Raw genomic sequence first — 16,453 nt, forward strand, 5'->3', positions numbered from 1 at the left:
TTCATGATGCGACGAGTTTAAAAAAAGAGCGGGCAGGGAAAGTGTGTCCATTATGGTCACACTTTCATGGAAGACGCCCCAGCACGAAACCGATGAGAACAAGAACCATCCCCCAGAAGATGATGATCCCAGTGGAGCGCCATTGATACCGGTCGGCAATCAGTTTTGCCCGCCGCCCGATCTCAGGTTTCAACGACTGGAAGACCTTGCTGATAACATCCAGAACACGTTGCTCAACCATCCGTTCGTTGATCTGGCTCAGCGCCTTCGCTGCATCCACACCGTCCTGCAATGTAAGCTCGATTGAGCGACGTTCTGCCTTAACCAAGACGAGGGCCTCATCGAGGCATCTGGGCATAGCTTCAAGCGTGCGGTTTTGTGCTTCCAGCACGGCCAGTATCGCCAGGAAGAAACGCCCGTTCGCAGTATCCGGCCTGACAGTGAAGTGCTGAAGCGCATGCTTCAGCTCCTCAATCGCCTGCGCGGGAGTGGGTGGATTGTCCGGCTGTCTGTCGTTTTTCTGACTCATGGCTACTCAAAGTCTTTCGGGACAGGCAGACCTTTGGGCATGTCGGGAAGGAGGCTAGGGTCAATCTGTGCAAGAAACTCGGGGAAAGAGCGGTGAAACCAGACTTCTGCGCGCATCCGGTCAAAAAGACCGCTGGGGGGATGGCCCTCGACGTTCTTGTCATCAATGAAGTCTGCGTAAGACATCCGACGATCCGTGATTTCGTCCATACCGTCCAGTTCCGGCAAGAAGTAAATTCCACCATTGTCATCTGACGCATCTACCGTGGCGTTCATGACGGCCGGTGTCTGACGGATTTTGTCGAAATGGCTGTTGTTTGAGTAACCAAGCGGCAGCAAGCCACGGTTCATCACGATGATGCTGTGGCCGGGCAGGAAGCGCCGTTTCTCTTGCAGATCCTGCAGGTAGTCAGCATCGGCCAGTTCCGTGCCGAGCATATATACCACGACAACCTTGATCCCAAGCTTGGCCAGTTGCGGCACAAGAGGGGTGCTATTGATGATTTCGTGGAAGGCAGTCCAGCCGCCGCCGATATCCAGTATCACGTCTTTCTGGCGTTTCACCATGCCTTCGATCTGCTGTTCCAGCCAGGATTTCTGCTCCTTGAGATTGCCCGTAGCGGGTTTCCTTGTATTGGGGTGGAAGTGCGCGATGGAGTGGGAGACATTCAGGAGGTCTGTATTCCAGACTTCTACATCACCACCTTGACGCATGACTGTCTCAGTCAGGGCATTGAGGAAAACGGTCTTGCTCGTGCGTTGCCGACCGACTGCTGTCAGGAGCACAGGGGGTTTGGTGCGGGCTGGCTTGGCAGGTTGGGTCTTCGCTGGATCCGTTCTGGTTGCAGTCATTGAATCATCCTTTTCTGGTGCGGCACCGCGCAATCATGAGGGTGCCGTTCAGAAGGATTTCACCGTGTCATCATGCGACCAGATAGGATTTCTCCAGAAAAAAATGAAAAAGCCTCTTCAGTCCGAATACTGATCTTCCTCTCTCTCGCGAGGTGATTTGAATTCCAATTCTTCCTCAGGAACATCCTCGCCTGCGAGCAGACGATCATAGATGGTGCGCCTTTGCTTGATGATCTCTCTTAGTTCAGGGAGTTTTGCCTCTACTTCCTTGATCAGCATCGGCGCGCCCTGACTGTCATTTCGCCTGATCTGTTCCTTGGCCAACGTGAGGTCGAACTTGGCCTGGCCCAGCGTAAAACGAGCTTTGTCTATTTTTTGCTCCATCGTCATGGGGGCGCCTGCAGGAACCGTCTCGGTTTTAAGGGTCAGAGAGGAGCTTTGAGGCACTGGCTGAACAGATGGCGGGGCAGGTTGTGGAATATCAACAAACTCTGGCGTCCAGTCGGCGGGCAAGCGGCTGGGCATAATAGGCCTCCCAGCATCTCGGTCACTTACGTCATTATCGCTCTTAGATGAAGTAAGCTTGCCAAGCGCCAAACAGACACGTTTCCATTTCCATTGAATCAGTTTTCGTCCAGGTCGATCCGATACGATTGTGATCCCGTCAGCTCTGGCAGCCTCAGCTATTTCCTCCCAACCAATGTTGTCATCTCTTGCTTGTCGGATTGTTTCGTGGTGCTCGAATAACCATCGGTAGAGTTTACCAGCCCGACAGGATGCATGTTGTTTTGTCGTCCGGGCTCGTAGCTTCTCTATACCTTTTGACATGATGCTCTCCTTTTTGTTGGAGAGAATTGCCCGCGATGATGCGACGAGAAAGCTCATCACAAGGGAAAGCCCACACTTAGACCTAATATTGACCTTGCACTGACCATTGATCTGCCCTCACATTGACCACACATTGACCACACATTGACCACACACTTTTCAGGCTCTTCATACACCATTGCACCCTCAGTGCGGCGGCTACGCCGCCAGGATTGGGCAAGCGGGTAAATAAGACATTAGTGAGGGCTCCCTTTGATTTTGGGGCCAGTCCGAGAATTCCGTATTTCGTCGCATGATGTAACGTCATGCTGTCGGGGTAACGAATTTCCGAGAGGAGTAAGAGATGACCCTGGAATCAAGCGGAGCAATGACTTTCGAAGGGCAGGAACTCGAATGGATCGAGTGTGATAATCAACTCTGGCTACTGGGCCGGGCAGTCTGCGACGTGCTGGAGATTCAACGCCATCGGAATGCGTTGGAGAAGCTCGATGATCATGAAAAACGTCTGGTTGAAATTTCGACCGATGGCGGTCCGCAGAGAGTTGTGGCTGTGAGCGAGAGTGGGCTCTATCACCTTACGTTTGCTTCCCGAAAGCCCGTAGCTAAAAGGTTTCGGCGATGGGTGACAGATGAGGTATTGCCGCAGATCCGTCGCACGGGAGAATACCGGCCGAATGCAGGTACGCAGACCGACAGTGGCTCCGCCAAGCCCGATATCAGCGAGGCTGATTTGCGCCTTCTGGCGGAGCTGAAAGAGGGTGATATCTATCAATCAACCCGCCATCTGGTGACCCGAATGAACGGAAAATTCTCAGTCGAAAGAGCGTTAAGCGAAGCAAAACGTCCGTGGTCTTATGATCTGGATATTCTGGAACTCATTCATCTGGTGAAGCTCGTGCAAATCAGTTGGTTCGCTCTCGGGCAAAATAGTGAGCGGTCGGATCAAATGCGCCAGTATATGTGCCGTCTATCCACGGTTATGCGGTTGCTGGATGATAAACTTGGCACTGGCCCCTACTTTGAGCCGGTTTCCGCTGTATCACCAGCCGGGTCATAAGTTCCATCATTGAGGGAGTGGAAGGTAAACCCTTGTGGTTGTGGTGTAAAATCTATTAACCTTCCATTCCCTAATGGATCATGTTGGAACGTTAAATGAATAACCAGGACTTGATTGAACGTATTGTTGCTGTCACGGATATTTCAAAAAAAGATGCCAAAGCAGCCTTGGAAACAGTATTTGCAGCAATTACTGAAGCCGCTACGAAAGGTGACGAAACGACCATCTGGAGGGATCGAAGAACCCTTGATTGATGTGCTTGGCCGGTAATTTCTGGGTTTTGGCGATTTGATTGACGGTTTTTGCGATGGCGTCCAGTCTGCGTTTTGAGCAGATTGGGAGTTGTCTCTCGCTGGATGGCTATGCGCTCGCGTTCAATCTTTCGAGGAAGAGGAGGCGGCGCATATTGTAGACGATATTGGCGAGCCCGATCCTCATGGTGGCTCGACTGATACCGACAGTCCGGATAAACAGCCCCGTCTGTGACTTCTGATCGGCAAAGACATGCTCGACACGCGAGCGGATGACCGACTTTCCAGCATTTGATTTCTGGATATGCCGGGGCATAGGCTTGAGATGCGGCTTTTTGCGATGAACCTTGGAGACAAAGCCCTGCTTTTCCATGAAGTCTTCGTTGTCTTTTGAGCGATAGGCCGTGTCGGCCCAGACACTTGAGGCCGTATTGGTTTTATCCAGAAGCCCCTCTCTCAATCGCGCGCCATCACTGGCAGCGGCATGCGTTGTTTTCCATTTGCGGATGAACCGGTATTTCCGATCGATGGAAACATGCGATTTATAGCCAAAGAACGGGATGGCGAGATCGCTGGATGGCATGGTTCCATCATCCTGCCGCTTCGCCTTCGTGAACTTCAGTGTCCAGCGCGCATGACGATCCTTGTGCGACAGCTTTGCGGGTTTGTCCTGCCAGTCTTCAGGAATACGGCCTGCTCGCAGATCCGCTTTCTCTGCATTGGTGTTCCGCTGCTTCGGAGCCGCTACCAGCGTGGCATCCAGGATCTGGCCTGACATCGGCAAATACCCGGCGTTACGCAGGGTCGCATCAAAGCGGATGAACAGCCCATCGATCGCACCCGCCTGGGTCAGACGCTCGCGAAACAGCCAGACCGTTTTGGCATCCGGCACCCGATCTGAAAGTCCCAGCCCAAGGAAACGCATAAAGGAGAGGCGATCGTTGATCAGATATTCCGTCCGCTCATCAGACAAATTGTTGAGCGTCTGGATCACCAGGATCTTGAACATCAGCACAGGATCAAATGGCGGTCGTCCGCCCTTGCTTCCATCGGAATACGCCAGGGCCTTGTCCAGATCAGGACGGAACGCTTCAAAATCCACAGTCCGGGAAAACGCTTCGAGCTGATCGCCAAGCCCACTCAGCCGGGCAAGACGCTCTTCAACATCAAAGAAACCAGACTGCTTCATATCGCCATTCCCTCAATCAACGCAGAAGAAATAGAATCATACAGAAGACCTCAAAACCAGGGGGTTTTTAGAACCCTCCATCTCAGGGTTTGGCAAATTTGTCGTCCGTCAGATGGCTGAGCGCAAAGGACGCAATCCACAAACTGGTGCGGATCTGGTGATCCCCGCATCTCGTAAACTGGCCTATACACCAGCAAAAGCTGTCAAGGATGCTCTGACAGGTCAATGAGGGTTTACTGATTGCCTTGAAGTGCGGCGGAATGATTTCTCAGTGCAGGATGGAGCTTTTCTGCAACTTGCTCTTTTCCGGGATGCCGTTTCTCTGGTGCGCGTCTATCCGCCGCGTAACACATGGCGCTATTATGATCTCTCAATCCAACCAGATCTATTCGGTGGCGCAGCACTCATTCGACGATGGGGAAGAATAGGAACTCCCGGAAAAGTAAGGCTTGATCTTTTTCCTGATGCAGGAGCTGCGGCTAATCAACTGGCCCGTCTATTACGTCAAAAGCTCAAGCGGGGTTACATTGTGAGATCATGAGTAGTGGCATAGATGAGAGAGCTTAAGTATCAATTTTCCTTTTTAGGGCGTTTACGGCTGCGGTGACTATCTGTCCCTGTTGCAATTCTTGAGATCGTGCTGGTGCTGATTCCGTATCTCAACGCAAGTGCTTTCAGTGTTGCGCCACTTTGACGCAAATCCTTGATTTCTTGTTGCTGTAGCTTTGTGATCCTGGCTGGCCGCCCCATTTTTACACCTAAACGGACAGCGCGTATGCGCCCTTCCGCAGTGCGGGTTTTAATCAGGTCACGTTCCACATCAGCCAGACCGCCTAAAACCGCTAGCATCAGGCGGCCAGTGCTCGTTGTCGTATCTGCCCACGGCTCTGCGATAGAAAAAAACTGCGCACCTCGTTGTGTGATCTCTTTGATGATTGCAAAAAGATCAAAGGTACTGCGTGCTAACCGATCAATTCGCGTCACGACGACAGTCTCTCCATCAGAGAGGTTACGAAGTAGGCGTTGAAGCTGGATGCGTTCTGAATCCGCGCCACTTGCCTTTTCGCGGAAAATTTTGGCGCATCCATAGTTTTGGAGAGATTGGAGCTGTACGTCGAGCGTCTGGCCGATCGTGCTCACGCGAGCATATCCAACTTTGCGAGACAATGTGCTGCCATCCTGAATTCATAAAGACGGATGCTTATCTCGGGATCTTTTTGTGCGCAATTCCTGATTTGCGCAAATGTCATAACCGACCTTTTGCACCAGTGAACATACAGTTGATGTTTATATAGGTAAAACAAAGAAGGCAACATGAAAATAAATAATGTCAGAAAAATCTTGTCTTGCAGGTTGTGCGCAAATCAGGATTTAGGTAAATGACAGCAGCATTGGTTAAAATCTCCCTTGGTGTGGCAACTGTATATAGTAGTGGGGACTTATCTGCTCTGGCTGGCGTAAGTGGCCTGTCGTCTATTGTTGTTACGAAAAATGCTGATACTCCTGCTGGAGATCCCGTTGTTGTGGATCTTTCTACTCCAATAGCAGGTGTCAACGCTCTTAATGCCATTACAGTGGAGAATGGCGCCACTGCTAAGGTTGGCGGTGGTCTGTTAAATGCGACCGTAATTAGTGCTCTGAAAACTGACGGTGGTATTCTTGACCTTCAAGGAACTTTAGTTGGTGTGTCGGCCTTGAAGCAAGTTTACGTTGGACCGTCTGGTGGTCAAATCACGATGGAGCCGACGGGGCTTGATGTTGGTTTGCTTTCTGTCCCAGTCATTTTCCTAGATAAAGCCGGACAGCCAACAACGACAATCCCTAAAGACTTTGTCATGGACTTTCCTCAGGTTAGTAAGCCATTGTTTGGAGATAAGTCCATAACAGCAAGTTACAGCGCGGTTACAAATACAACGACGATTGGTCCGGGCCTTAGCGTTGGTGGGATAGTCAATGTCGGTCGTGTTATGGTGCTTAATGGAGACCCATTTGATATTAAAAACACCGGAACAGATAATGGTTTTGGGTATTTTACGAAGGAATTCACACAAGATGATGGAAAAGGTGGTATTATTACCTGTTTCCTAACGGGTAGTATGATTCGTACTACCACGGGTGAAGTCGCTGTTGAAGATGTTCGCATCGGTGACGAGGTTATTGCTTTTGATTGGCGGAATAATGCAGACATTGTGCGACCGGTTGTGTGGGTCGGCAAGGCGCGTGCTACTGTTCGTCCAGAACTACATGACGATGAAGCAGGTTGGCCTGTTCGTATCCTCAAAGACGCGATTGCCGATGGTGTGCCTTATAAGGACATGCTGATTACCGCTGAACATTGCCTGTTCTTCAAAGACTGTTTTGTGCCTGTGCGTATGCTGGTCAATGGCATGTCCATTTTCTACGACAAATCCATCACCTCTTACGATTACTACCATATCGAAACCGAGCAGCATTCCATCATTACTGCCGATGGCATGCTGACCGAAAGCTATCTGGATACCGGGAACCGCTCTTCTTTCCGTCAGGAAGGCAAGGTTGCTACGCTGCGTGGTGCAGTCAAAAGCTGGGCAGACGATGCAGGTGCTCCACTGGGTGTTGCGCGTTCCTTTGTAGAACCTCTGTTCCGGGCTTTGGAATGGCGTGAAAACAGTGTGGTTGGTATCCAAATTCCGTCAGAAACGATGGAACTCACGGATGATCCAGATCTGCATCTGGTCACGGATACAGGAGCTACTGTGCGACCGATGCGTAAGACGGCGCACCAGTATAGCTTCATGCTGCCGCCTGATACGCAGTCTGTGCGGATTATTTCACGCGCCAGCCGTCCATCTGATGTGATTGGTCCGTTTGTGGATGATCGACGCCATATGGGGGTTGCTGTTGCTGATGTTCGCCTGTTGTGCGCCAAGAGACAGTTTGATATCACCTCTCACCTTCAGGCCGAAAAACCGGAAGGTTGGCATGAGACCGATTGGACAGATTGGACAGATTGTGCATGGACAAATGGCAATGCCGAACTGCCTTTAGGGGATCATCTGTCACACGGGAAAATGGGAATCCTCTCCCTGACAATCCGTGCTGCGGGTCCATATCTGCTGTCAGATCAAGCCGTGTCTGATGTGCAGAAGCGTTCAGCTTAACGGTCTTTTGTGAAATGAGACGTGAGAGGGCTTTCTCTTCATTGAGAAAGTCCTCTTTCTTTCTCCGCTCGCCCCTTTTTCGTCGCATCATCATTCCTGATCCTGAAGCATCATTTAGGGCTCGCAGGATAGAATGTGATGACAAAATTACCAGAACCAACAGCGGCAGAATGGCGTGCTCACGTAGATGAGCAGTTTGATGCGATCCATGAATCACTGCGTGCTCTGCATCAACGCCAGACACTCATACTCGAACTGCTGACCCCAGAAGAACGCGAGGGTCCCTCGCTGGATGATCTGCTGGCGCGCATTGTCACCCTCATAGCCGACCAAAGACCGGTTCTTCGCCGCATTGACCATACCACTGGCGCATCGCTGGATCTTCTTGAAGGACGTACGCCACGTTCTCACCCGGATACAGCGGGAGAGGAAGGTGCAGAGGAATGATGACCTTCCGGAAAATCTCTGCGGCCTGCAGAGGACAGATCATCTCTAATTATTACCTACAGGATATTCCTGATCCGGAGAGTGACTGCCGTCTGGATCCGACAAAGACGCCTGATAGCGACGGCGCACGTTTGACAAATTATTATACCGGTCGTGATGGTCGTGCGTCCTGGCGTCCAGATATGCCGTGGCGGGCTGCTGAGGCGTTAGGCATCGACCGGTTCAAACCTCCCACCCGAGAGCAGCTTTCCCGTCTCTATGAAGCCAAACGGGCTGACAACGGCGAGGAATGGTCAGCACACCAGCGCAAAATCAGCGCCTATGATCTGACACTGGCCCCTCATAAATCCGTCACACTGGCGGCAGAGTTTGCCGAAACTGACGCAGAGCGCGCCGCTATCTGGCATGCAATGCAGGTCGCTAACGATGAGACTATGCGGTATGTGGCCCGTGAACTGGGACTGGCCAGACGCGGACGGGGCGGGAAGGACGGTGCTGAAGAAGGGCATGTTGCATGGGTAACATACCGCCACACGACAGCGCGGCCAACAGTCGAGGCGTTAGATCCGGAGAGCAACCAGACCTACCTGATTGATACGCCGACTGGTGGAGATCCTCATGCCCATTTTCACAACACGATGTTTAACATGGTTGTCACAGATGATGGTCATGTCGGGTCTTTGGATACAAAACAGCTTCGATCGCGTGTTCACGAGTTTGGCGCTTACTTTCAGGCCATCCTTGCTCAGGAATTGCGTAAAATTGGCATTGCCCAGACGTATGACGCCAATGAACAGGCAACCGTTGTTTCTGCCGTGCCACAGGAGATTTCAGATTTTTTCAGCAAAGGTCGCCGCAACGTCCTGAAAGCTGCTCAGTCCTACGCTTCGGAACAAGGTCTGGAGTGGGAGGCATTGTCAATCGAACGAAAGCAGAAAATGCTTTCAATGGCGGGATTGGCCGCCCGATTGGGTAAGGATCTGGACGCTGACGACCACGATATTTGGAAGCGTCAGGCTAAGGAGTTGGGTTGGGTAGATCAAAGCCTTATGGGGCCGGAGATTGATACCGGCCTGGATCGCCATCAGCGGCTTGATCAGGCGTGGCGTTTCGTTGCCAGGCATCTTGGTCAGGAGTTTGAAACAGCCGCTGTCATCGATCACCAGAAACTGCGGACTTATGCTGCACGAGGTTTGATTGCAACGGGTATTGAGGGCGGAATATCTGACATAGATGCCGTGGTCGAGTTGACAGAAAAACGGGGCATCGAGGTGCGCGGTCAGAAGGTGCAACTCATTATTGAGATGAAAGGAGAGCGTGAGAGGGTCACACATACTGAGCAAATCAGACTGGAAGAAGATCTCGCCATTCATATTGCTCGTGCTGCATCCGATCGGAGCGGGGCTCTCGGAAAAGAAGCCATTGAGGATGCGATTGCCCGCTCAGGTCTGGATTTTACATCGGAGCATGGGCAGGCTCAGCGTAAAGCCGTTCATACCTTGGGGCAGAGCGGCAGGATAGCGATGCTTACGGGGGTGGCTGGTGCCGGCAAGACCACACTTCTCAAGCCTCTTGTGGACGCATGGCGCAATGATACCGAGGCCAACCCATCAGGACGGCGCATCATTGGTGTGGCCAATGCGTGGCGCCAGGCCGATGCCATGAAAGATGCTGGTATTGATGAAACCTATGCGCTTTCTCCATTTTTGGCCCGTATTGATCGGGGCGACCTCACGTTGGATGAGCATACCGTCATAGCTCTTGACGAAGTCGGGCAAGTGGCGCCGCGTCAGATGCTACGACTGCTTGAGCTGCAGCGTGATACGGGACTGACCCTGCGTATGATGGGTGACAGAGAGCAGGCTCAGGCTATCGAGGCTGGTGATGCCCTTGAAATAATCAAGAGAGTGCTGGAGCCGAATGATCAGGCTGAGCTTCTGTCAACAGTACGCCAGAAAACGAAGCGTAATCGTGATATCGCCGCTCTTTTTCGTGGAGAAGAACCAAGCGATGATCAGCTTAAGGCACTTGAGACGAAAGGCAAAGCAGTTGCAGCAGAGACAGACGCGGATCGTGATGATGACGTGAGGAACCGTTTTCATACCGAGGAGGTACGACAGGCTATCGAGATGAAGCGCCAGGACGGTAGCATCAGTCTGGTGACAGGAGACCATCAGAATGTTCTGGAGGCCATCGCACAACATTATGTGTCCCGCAAAGATGCCCTGAAGGCTGAAGGCCCAAAGCCGGACGGATCATTCAAGACGATCACCATGTCAGCGCTGACGAACAAGGATGCTGCGGATCTCAGTCTGGCAGTACGTCAGGTGTTACAGAAACGCGGAGATATTGGCGCTGACCAGAAGATTATCAAAGCCATTGATCAGCGTGGTGAAGAGTATGACATGGCCCTTGCTGTTGGAGACAAGGTGCGCCTGTATCGTCGGATCTGGGGTCTTGTTGGAGATAAGCGCACCTGGGTAGGGAATAACGGAGATATCTGTGAGGTTCTCAGTGCATCTGACAAAGGGCTGAAATTGAGGCTTGCGGATGGGCAGGAAGCGGAAGTGGAATGGCGCCGGCTATCAGATCCTCGCTCAAATCGGGTTCTGTTGGGATTTGGCCATGCCATGACAATTGATGCTGCCCAGGGGTTGACCTCTGATGAGCATATCAATGCCATGCCGCGTGGTGCCGATCTGGCGACGGGGTTTACAACCTATGTTGCCGAAAGTCGTGCACGAGGGACAACCTGGACGATGATTTCAGATGGGGCGACTTTTGAAGCGGTTCGCAACGGCCGCGCTCTGGGAGATCAAGAACCAATCACGAGTTACCAGTTGTGGGATTATGTTGCTAAAAAGATGGCGCATAAGCCGTACAAGGCTCTGGGTATGGATTTGCCTTATCGGAAGAAAAAGGATCGGGATCAAAGAGTCCGTGAACTCATTGAGATCGGCCGTAAAGTAGAGAAGGCCCGTCTTGAGGGCCGGGATATTGGACGTGAGAACCAGATGGCTCTAAGGGGCCGTCAGATTAACGCAGCTCATGCCGACTTGATTCGTCGGCTTGATAATGAATTGAAAAAAATACTCGAACAAGCTCCTGAAGTGATGAGCCGACAGGAAAAAGATATACGTCAACGATACGCAAAGATCGTGACAAAGAGACCTTCTGGCCAGTCATTTCCCTCTGTGTCCTGAAACTTGCAACAGGCATCGTCGGATGCCGTAATGGTCTTTAAAAGACATGAGACAAAGGAAGTCATGATACGCTTACGGGAACGGGTTATTTTTCTCTGAAATAAACACAACACTCTAAATATTCATTATACATAGAAATATTTTCATATTATTATGCTTGGCGTATATAAAATATGACAAGCATAATGTATTTAGTTTTTACCAAAAGACATTGCAATATCAATGATGGCCTTCATATTGACGTGTCGTTCAATTTCCATGGCGATATTATTAAGTGCTTCATCTATCGTGCCAGTATAATTCTGGAAAGAACTTGGCAAACCCAATCGCGTAAGCCAGGCAGCACGCTGTTCGCTGTCTGTGAACAATCCATGCAAATATGAGCCTGATACTAATCCATCGATACTGGTCGCGCCATCAGTCCGACCATCATCTAGAGCAGTTCCACTGAACTCTGAATCGAGAGGTGACAGTGAAGGCGCGATGTGATTCACCGTTTTCCTTGATGGAGACGGTGATGGCACGAGCATTGAGTGATGATCTTCGGAAGCGGGTTCTGGAAGCTGGAGTTGGGGGAGCGTCAGCCCGCTCGCTTGCGGCGCGGTTCGGTATTGGAATTTCGACGGCGATCCGCTGGCTGCGTCGGGAACGTGAGAGCGGCGAGCGGACGCCCCGTCGCCAGGGCAAACTGAATTGCCCCGGGATTTGTGGAGACAGAAAGACCCGTGAGGTAAGAAGAATTCATGAGCAATAAATCGAAGCGTTTTCCGCCTGAATTTCGTGAACGTGCGGCTCGCATGGTTCTGGAGGAAGAGAAGAGCCATCCATCACGCTGGTCTGCGGGAGACTGTGTAGAATTTTGTGCGGTGGTATTTTTTCAGGCCATTGGGAAACGGTCTTCGAACATGATGGCGAGCTGGCATCTGACAGCATACCATTCGCTTACTGAGCGCTTCCACTCTGATGAGGTAGCATTGAGCGCCAGGTAAATCAATTTTGCTGCGGCCTCGTCACTGGGGAAGTGGCCACGGGTGCGCACGGCACGACGGATCTTTGCGTTCAGAGCTTCAATGGCATTCGTTGTGTAAATCAGCCTGCGTACTTCCGGGGGGTAATCAAGGAACGGAATGACCTCATTCCAGGCCCTGCGCCAACTGGGCGCGATGGCCGGGTATTGCCTGGCCAGATCGCTTTCCTCAAACCTGCCGAGGGCTGCCTCGGCCTCGCTGGCGTCCACTGCCGTATAGATTGCCTTTAGAGCGGTGGCGACGGCCTTGCGGTCCTTGTAGCTGGCAAAGCTCATGGAATGACGCAGCAGGTGAACGATGCATGTCTGAATGCGGGTCCTGGGGAAAGCCGCTTCGATAGCCTGCGGAAAACCCTTCAGCCCGTCGACGACGGCGATCAGGATATCCTGCACTCCCCGATTGCGCAGGTCACTGAGGACCTTGGCCCAGAATTTGGCTCCTTCATTTTCCTGGAACCACAGCCCCAGAATGTCCCGTGTGCCGTCAGGCAGGATCGCAAGAGCTATGAAGACGGCCTTGTTCGAAACAGTCCCGTCACTGCGGATATTGACCCGGATCGCGTCCATGAAGACAATCGGATAGCACGGTTCCAGCGGGCGGTTCTGCCAGGCGGCAACCTCCTCCATCACCGCGTCAGTAATCGCGGAAATGAGGCTCGGCGAGGCCTCAACGCCGTAGATTTCTTCGATATGCCCCTGGATCTCGCGGGTCGTCATGCCCCGGGCATACATGCTGATAATCTTGCGGTCGAACTCGGGAAAGCGACGCTGATATTTGGCGATCAACAGCGGGTCAAACGTGCCATTCCGGTCCCGGGGAATATCCAGAACAACTTTACCGCTCTCCGTGGTCACGGTCTTCTGGCTTCTGCCGTTTCTGCGATTGGGCGGCAGGTTGTTCTCGGCAGAGGCGTCATCGGCGCGTTCTTCGGCGAGATGAATGTTCATCTCCGTGCTGAGCGCTCGTTCCGCCAGTGCCTTCGTCAATTCCGAGAATATGCCGGTCTTGCCAAACAGGTCGCCGGGGGAACGTCCTTCCATCAGGCGGTCCAGGAGGTCTTTATCAATGCTCATGCGGGGGCTCCTCTTCGAGCAATTTATCACCACACCGCACAAAATTCAGGATAGTCCCGTCTGCGGTGATGATGATAGCGCCAAAGCTGGATATTCATCCTGACACGCTGTCAAAATGGACCCGTCTGCATGAGCGGGCCAATGCGCCTGCGGTGAGTGAACTGCCTGATCGGGAAAAGATCAGGCAACTGGAGCGAGAGAACCGCGAATTGCGGCAGGCCAATGAAATCCTGCGCAAGGCGTCAGCATATTTTGCGCAAGGAGAACTCGACTGCCTATGTGGACGGCCGTTTAAGCGCAATACTTCATAATGTTCTTTCGATGTAATTTCCAAAACGGATTATTCTATCGGCTGGATGACAAATACCGATTTAACGTGAAGACCCGGTCAGATGCGCTCTTATGTCCGGCCTGTTTGTGCGACTTTATGCGCTGGCCATCATGGGTGTGCGCTCACGTGTCAGGCACCAATCTGGTATCGCGTGCTCAAGGGCACAGACGGTCGAACGGTATGGCCTGAACTGTGTCTCTGAATGACAGTCTTCCCATCACGTCGGTTCATATACATACTGCCGGATCTACCGGAGCAAGCCCCAGTGTCCATCGTCCTGCTGGTGCAGATCAGGCTGCGGCAACACTGTGCCCAATCGGACGATAGATCTCTTTGCGTGACAACAGGACCCAGATGATACGAGCCATTTTATTGGCAAGTGCGACTGTTGCCAGACGCCTTGGACGACGCGCCATGAGTTCGCATAACCACTGACCCGCAGCGCTCTCCCACTTCTGGGCACGATGAAGCATGGCCGTGGCGCCAAGAACCAGCAATGTTCTTATCTGCCGGTTGCCCGCTTTGGTAATCCTTCCCAGACGGGTTTTACCACCTGTAGAATGCTGACGAGGCACAAGCCCAAGCCATGCGGCAAAATGGCGCGCAGAGGCGAAGGAGCCAATATCCGCGACCGAGGCGACAATCATGGAAGCCGTTATGGGACCTACCCCGGGAATGGTCATCAGCCGACGCGCATCATCATCGTTTTTTGCACGAGCCCGGATCTGCCCTTCCAAAGCATCAATGCTCTGAGCGACTTTTTCGTAATGCTCAAATAACAACATGGCACTCTGCTTCATGGCAGCAGGCAGGTCTGCTGATGCCTCTATTTTTGCCATCAGCACTGGCAGCCGGCGTGTGCCCAGAGGGGCAATCAGCCCGAACTCGGAAGCAAGAGCCCGTAACGCATTACTCAACATGGTCTGCTGTTTGACCAGAAGAGCACGGGTGGAATGCAGCGACAACACACCTTGCTGCTCTTCGCTCTTGATCGGAACAAACATCGTATCAGGATGAGTTGCCGCCATGCAGATTGCAGCCGCATCAACAGCGTCATTTTTCTTGCCTTTTTTGACAAATGGTTTGACCCGATCAGGAGGAACCAGTTTGACATCATGACCAATCCTGCTGATCACCCGTGCCCAGTAATGCGCTGACCCGCAGGCTTCCAGCACAACTTCACAGGGGGCAAGCTTTGCAAAAAATGCCGAAACTTCACTGCGACCAAGCTTGCATTTGAAAATGCTCTTTCCATTCGCATCAGTTCCATGAGCCTGAAAAACAGATTTGGCAATATCAAGGCCGACTATGCTAGCTTTCATCCGGGCGGTCTCCTTCTGATGGTCAGTGAACCTCCATTATGGCACATCGATGCCGCAGGGAGGCCGTCCACCCCATCTGGGCCGTTCTCTATCGCATCTTCTCGATATTATCGGAGATTTTCGGGAGCGTGGCATCGCTTTCCGATCCTTGACCGAACATATGGATACGGCAACCGCGCAAGGCGAGTTGCTGTTCTCGATGTTCGGCGCACTCGCCCAATACGAACGCGCCTTGACGCGCGAACGGGTCATGGCGGGGCTGGCAGCCGCCAGGCGCCGGGGTCGGCGCGGCGGTAGGCCGCCCGCGATCCACGCGGAGAAGATCGCGGCGATTACCGTCGCCCTCGAAGGCGGCGCCAGCAAAGCGGCTATATGCCGCAACTTCGGTGTACCGCGCTCGACGCTGATCGACACGCTGGCGCGGATTGGCTGGACGCCTCCCGGCAGAACCTGACAGATGCCGCGCCGTTCCGTTCTGACCGAGGCGCAGCGCCTGTTGCTGCTTGCCCTGCCCGAAAACGAGGCCGACCTGGTGCGTTACTGGACGCTCACTCCCGATGACCTGCGTGTCATTGTCAGTCGGAGAAGGGCGCACAATCGGTTGGGCTTTGCTATCCAGCTTTGCGCGCTGCGCTACCCGGGGCGGCTGCTCCGGCCGGGGGAGCTGATCCCTCAGATCCCGCTCGCCTTCATAGGGGATCAACTCGGGATCGAGCCGGACGCGCTCGCCGACTATGCCGTGCGTGGGCCGACCCGCTACGAACAGCTCGATACGCTGCGTGGAACATTCGGATTCCAGCAATTCTGTCGGCCGCTCCAGATCGAGCTTCAGGCCTGGCTTCTGCCTGCGGTGAATTGCCCCGGGTTTTGTGGAGACGTTTTCTATCTGATTTAAGCGGCTAATGCATGTGATTTCTGTTGCGCATAAAAACGAGCTTCAGCTTCTGCTGGCGGGATGCTTCCAATGGAGGACAGGAGCCGCCGATTGTTGAACCAGTCGACCCATTTAAGCGTTGCCAGCTCAACAACGTCCCTGTTTTTCCATGACCCCTGCCGATAGATCAGTTCGGTTTTGTAAAGCCCGTTAATGGTCTTCGCGAGGGCATTATCATAGGAATACCCAACACTGCCGACAGAAGCAACAAGACCCGCTTCAGCCAATCTTTGCGTGTAGCGAATGGACACATATTGACAGCCGCGGACG

15 protein-coding genes and 5 pseudogenes are annotated in these 16,453 nt (G+C 52.7%); 11 read left to right on the top strand and 9 right to left on the bottom strand.

Annotated features, from left to right (window positions below):
* Positions 1-64: 64 nt before the first annotated feature.
* From ACP7IZ_RS12005 to ACP7IZ_RS12015, 3 genes are all read right to left on the bottom strand, one after another.
* Entirely contained in the window at positions 65-529 is a 465-nt protein-coding gene (locus ACP7IZ_RS12005; RefSeq protein ID WP_426849408.1) for a hypothetical protein, read from the bottom strand.
* Positions 530-531: 2 nt separating this feature from the next.
* Positions 532-1,380: a hypothetical protein gene (locus ACP7IZ_RS12010; RefSeq protein WP_426849409.1), complete on the bottom strand. Its 849-nt coding sequence runs from the start codon at positions 1,378-1,380 to the stop codon at positions 532-534.
* 117 nt (positions 1,381-1,497) lie between these two features.
* Positions 1,498-2,208: a hypothetical protein gene (locus ACP7IZ_RS12015; protein WP_426849411.1), complete on the bottom strand. Its 711-nt coding sequence runs from the start codon at positions 2,206-2,208 to the stop codon at positions 1,498-1,500.
* 343 nt (positions 2,209-2,551) lie between these two features.
* Between ACP7IZ_RS12015 and ACP7IZ_RS12020 the strand changes: the two genes are divergently transcribed.
* A complete protein-coding gene (locus ACP7IZ_RS12020; protein WP_426849413.1) occupies positions 2,552-3,265 on the top strand; it encodes a BRO-N domain-containing protein in 714 nt (237 codons plus the stop codon).
* 95 nt (positions 3,266-3,360) lie between these two features.
* Positions 3,361-3,519, top strand: coding sequence for an HU family DNA-binding protein (locus tag ACP7IZ_RS12025; RefSeq protein WP_426849414.1), 159 nt, complete (start codon positions 3,361-3,363; stop codon positions 3,517-3,519).
* Between the two features lie 106 nt (positions 3,520-3,625).
* Here the strand turns inward: ACP7IZ_RS12025 and ACP7IZ_RS12030 are convergent, their stop codons facing one another.
* Positions 3,626-4,705, bottom strand: a complete 1,080-nt coding sequence (locus tag ACP7IZ_RS12030; protein ID WP_003626862.1) for an IS5 family transposase — start codon at positions 4,703-4,705, stop codon at positions 3,626-3,628.
* Between the two features lie 70 nt (positions 4,706-4,775).
* Here ACP7IZ_RS12030 and ACP7IZ_RS12035 point away from each other — a divergent pair.
* Positions 4,776-4,934 (top strand): annotated as a pseudogene (locus ACP7IZ_RS12035) (HU family DNA-binding protein); the annotation flags it as partial.
* A 96-nt stretch (positions 4,935-5,030) separates the two neighbouring features.
* A complete protein-coding gene (locus ACP7IZ_RS12040) occupies positions 5,031-5,246 on the top strand; it encodes a WGR domain-containing protein (RefSeq protein WP_426849435.1) in 216 nt (71 codons plus the stop codon).
* Positions 5,247-5,275: 29 nt separating this feature from the next.
* Here the strand turns inward: ACP7IZ_RS12040 and ACP7IZ_RS12045 are convergent, their stop codons facing one another.
* The gene (locus ACP7IZ_RS12045; protein WP_426849416.1) at positions 5,276-5,872 is read right to left on the bottom strand and encodes a recombinase family protein; all 597 of its coding nucleotides are present in this window, start codon (positions 5,870-5,872) and stop codon (positions 5,276-5,278) included.
* 212 nt (positions 5,873-6,084) lie between these two features.
* On the opposite strand from ACP7IZ_RS12045, the gene ACP7IZ_RS12050 reads away from it, so the two are divergent.
* The 3 genes from ACP7IZ_RS12050 to mobF all read left to right on the top strand — a co-directional run bounded on the left by ACP7IZ_RS12050 (position 6,085) and on the right by mobF (position 11,495).
* Positions 6,085-7,845, top strand: a complete 1,761-nt coding sequence (locus ACP7IZ_RS12050) for a Hint domain-containing protein (protein WP_426849418.1) — start codon at positions 6,085-6,087, stop codon at positions 7,843-7,845.
* 138 nt (positions 7,846-7,983) lie between these two features.
* Complete coding sequence (locus ACP7IZ_RS12055; RefSeq protein WP_426849419.1) at positions 7,984-8,292, top strand: hypothetical protein; 309 nt, start codon at positions 7,984-7,986, stop codon at positions 8,290-8,292.
* On the top strand, positions 8,289-11,495 hold the full coding sequence (gene mobF, locus ACP7IZ_RS12060) for a MobF family relaxase (RefSeq protein ID WP_426849421.1): 3,207 nt from the start codon (positions 8,289-8,291) through the stop codon (positions 11,493-11,495). The genes ACP7IZ_RS12055 and mobF overlap by 4 nt, the downstream gene beginning before the upstream one ends.
* Before the next feature lie 191 nt (positions 11,496-11,686).
* Here mobF and ACP7IZ_RS12065 read toward each other — a convergent pair whose 3' ends face one another.
* Positions 11,687-11,989 (bottom strand): hypothetical protein, encoded by a 303-nt coding sequence (locus ACP7IZ_RS12065; RefSeq protein ID WP_426849422.1) that lies wholly within the window; start codon positions 11,987-11,989, stop codon positions 11,687-11,689.
* A gap of 23 nt (positions 11,990-12,012) precedes the next feature.
* Here ACP7IZ_RS12065 and ACP7IZ_RS12070 point away from each other — a divergent pair.
* Positions 12,013-12,180, top strand: a pseudogene (locus tag ACP7IZ_RS12070) (IS630 transposase-related protein); the annotation flags it as partial.
* 192 nt (positions 12,181-12,372) lie between these two features.
* Here the strand turns inward: ACP7IZ_RS12070 and ACP7IZ_RS12075 are convergent.
* Entirely contained in the window at positions 12,373-13,596 is a 1,224-nt protein-coding gene (locus ACP7IZ_RS12075) for an IS256 family transposase (RefSeq protein WP_426849424.1), read from the bottom strand.
* Between the two features lie 71 nt (positions 13,597-13,667).
* Here ACP7IZ_RS12075 and ACP7IZ_RS12080 point away from each other — a divergent pair.
* Positions 13,668-13,859: pseudogene (locus ACP7IZ_RS12080) on the top strand (transposase); the annotation flags it as partial.
* Between the two features lie 358 nt (positions 13,860-14,217).
* Here ACP7IZ_RS12080 and ACP7IZ_RS12085 read toward each other — a convergent pair.
* A complete protein-coding gene (locus ACP7IZ_RS12085) occupies positions 14,218-15,249 on the bottom strand; it encodes an IS110 family transposase (RefSeq protein ID WP_089179446.1) in 1,032 nt (343 codons plus the stop codon).
* A gap of 49 nt (positions 15,250-15,298) precedes the next feature.
* Between ACP7IZ_RS12085 and ACP7IZ_RS12090 the strand changes: the two genes are divergently transcribed.
* Both ACP7IZ_RS12090 and ACP7IZ_RS12095 read left to right on the top strand, forming a co-directional pair.
* Positions 15,299-15,703, top strand: coding sequence for a recombinase family protein (locus ACP7IZ_RS12090; RefSeq protein WP_426849426.1), 405 nt, complete (start codon positions 15,299-15,301; stop codon positions 15,701-15,703).
* A 3-nt stretch (positions 15,704-15,706) separates the two neighbouring features.
* Positions 15,707-16,096, top strand: a pseudogene (locus ACP7IZ_RS12095) (DUF4158 domain-containing protein); the annotation flags it as partial.
* A gap of 44 nt (positions 16,097-16,140) precedes the next feature.
* Here ACP7IZ_RS12095 and ACP7IZ_RS12100 read toward each other — a convergent pair.
* Positions 16,141-16,449: pseudogene (locus tag ACP7IZ_RS12100) on the bottom strand (integrase core domain-containing protein); the annotation flags it as partial.
* Between the last annotated feature and the right edge of the window lie 4 nt (positions 16,450-16,453).

The organism is Acetobacter sp. AAB5 (assembly GCF_050106715.1).
In the GTDB taxonomy this organism is placed as follows: Bacteria; Pseudomonadota; Alphaproteobacteria; order Acetobacterales; family Acetobacteraceae; genus Acetobacter; species Acetobacter oryzifermentans.

What these genes read in the sequence shown, in the direction of transcription:
- ACP7IZ_RS12025 (WP_426849414.1), top strand. Translation starts at nt 3,361, where the DNA reads ATGAATAACCAGGACTTGATTGAACGTATTGTTGCTGTCACGGATATT.
- ACP7IZ_RS12085 (WP_089179446.1), bottom strand. Translation starts at nt 15,249, where the DNA reads ATGAAAGCTAGCATAGTCGGCCTTGATATTGCCAAATCTGTTTTTCAG.
- ACP7IZ_RS12055 (WP_426849419.1), top strand. Translation starts at nt 7,984, where the DNA reads ATGACAAAATTACCAGAACCAACAGCGGCAGAATGGCGTGCTCACGTA.
- ACP7IZ_RS12005 (WP_426849408.1), bottom strand. Translation starts at nt 529, where the DNA reads ATGAGTCAGAAAAACGACAGACAGCCGGACAATCCACCCACTCCCGCG.
- ACP7IZ_RS12015 (WP_426849411.1), bottom strand. Translation starts at nt 2,208, where the DNA reads ATGTCAAAAGGTATAGAGAAGCTACGAGCCCGGACGACAAAACAACAT.
- mobF (WP_426849421.1), top strand. Translation starts at nt 8,289, where the DNA reads ATGATGACCTTCCGGAAAATCTCTGCGGCCTGCAGAGGACAGATCATC.
- ACP7IZ_RS12020 (WP_426849413.1), top strand. Translation starts at nt 2,552, where the DNA reads ATGACCCTGGAATCAAGCGGAGCAATGACTTTCGAAGGGCAGGAACTC.
- ACP7IZ_RS12010 (WP_426849409.1), bottom strand. Translation starts at nt 1,380, where the DNA reads ATGACTGCAACCAGAACGGATCCAGCGAAGACCCAACCTGCCAAGCCA.
- ACP7IZ_RS12075 (WP_426849424.1), bottom strand. Translation starts at nt 13,596, where the DNA reads ATGAGCATTGATAAAGACCTCCTGGACCGCCTGATGGAAGGACGTTCC.
- ACP7IZ_RS12090 (WP_426849426.1), top strand. Translation starts at nt 15,299, where the DNA reads ATGCCGCAGGGAGGCCGTCCACCCCATCTGGGCCGTTCTCTATCGCAT.
- ACP7IZ_RS12050 (WP_426849418.1), top strand. Translation starts at nt 6,085, where the DNA reads ATGACAGCAGCATTGGTTAAAATCTCCCTTGGTGTGGCAACTGTATAT.
- ACP7IZ_RS12030 (WP_003626862.1), bottom strand. Translation starts at nt 4,705, where the DNA reads ATGAAGCAGTCTGGTTTCTTTGATGTTGAAGAGCGTCTTGCCCGGCTG.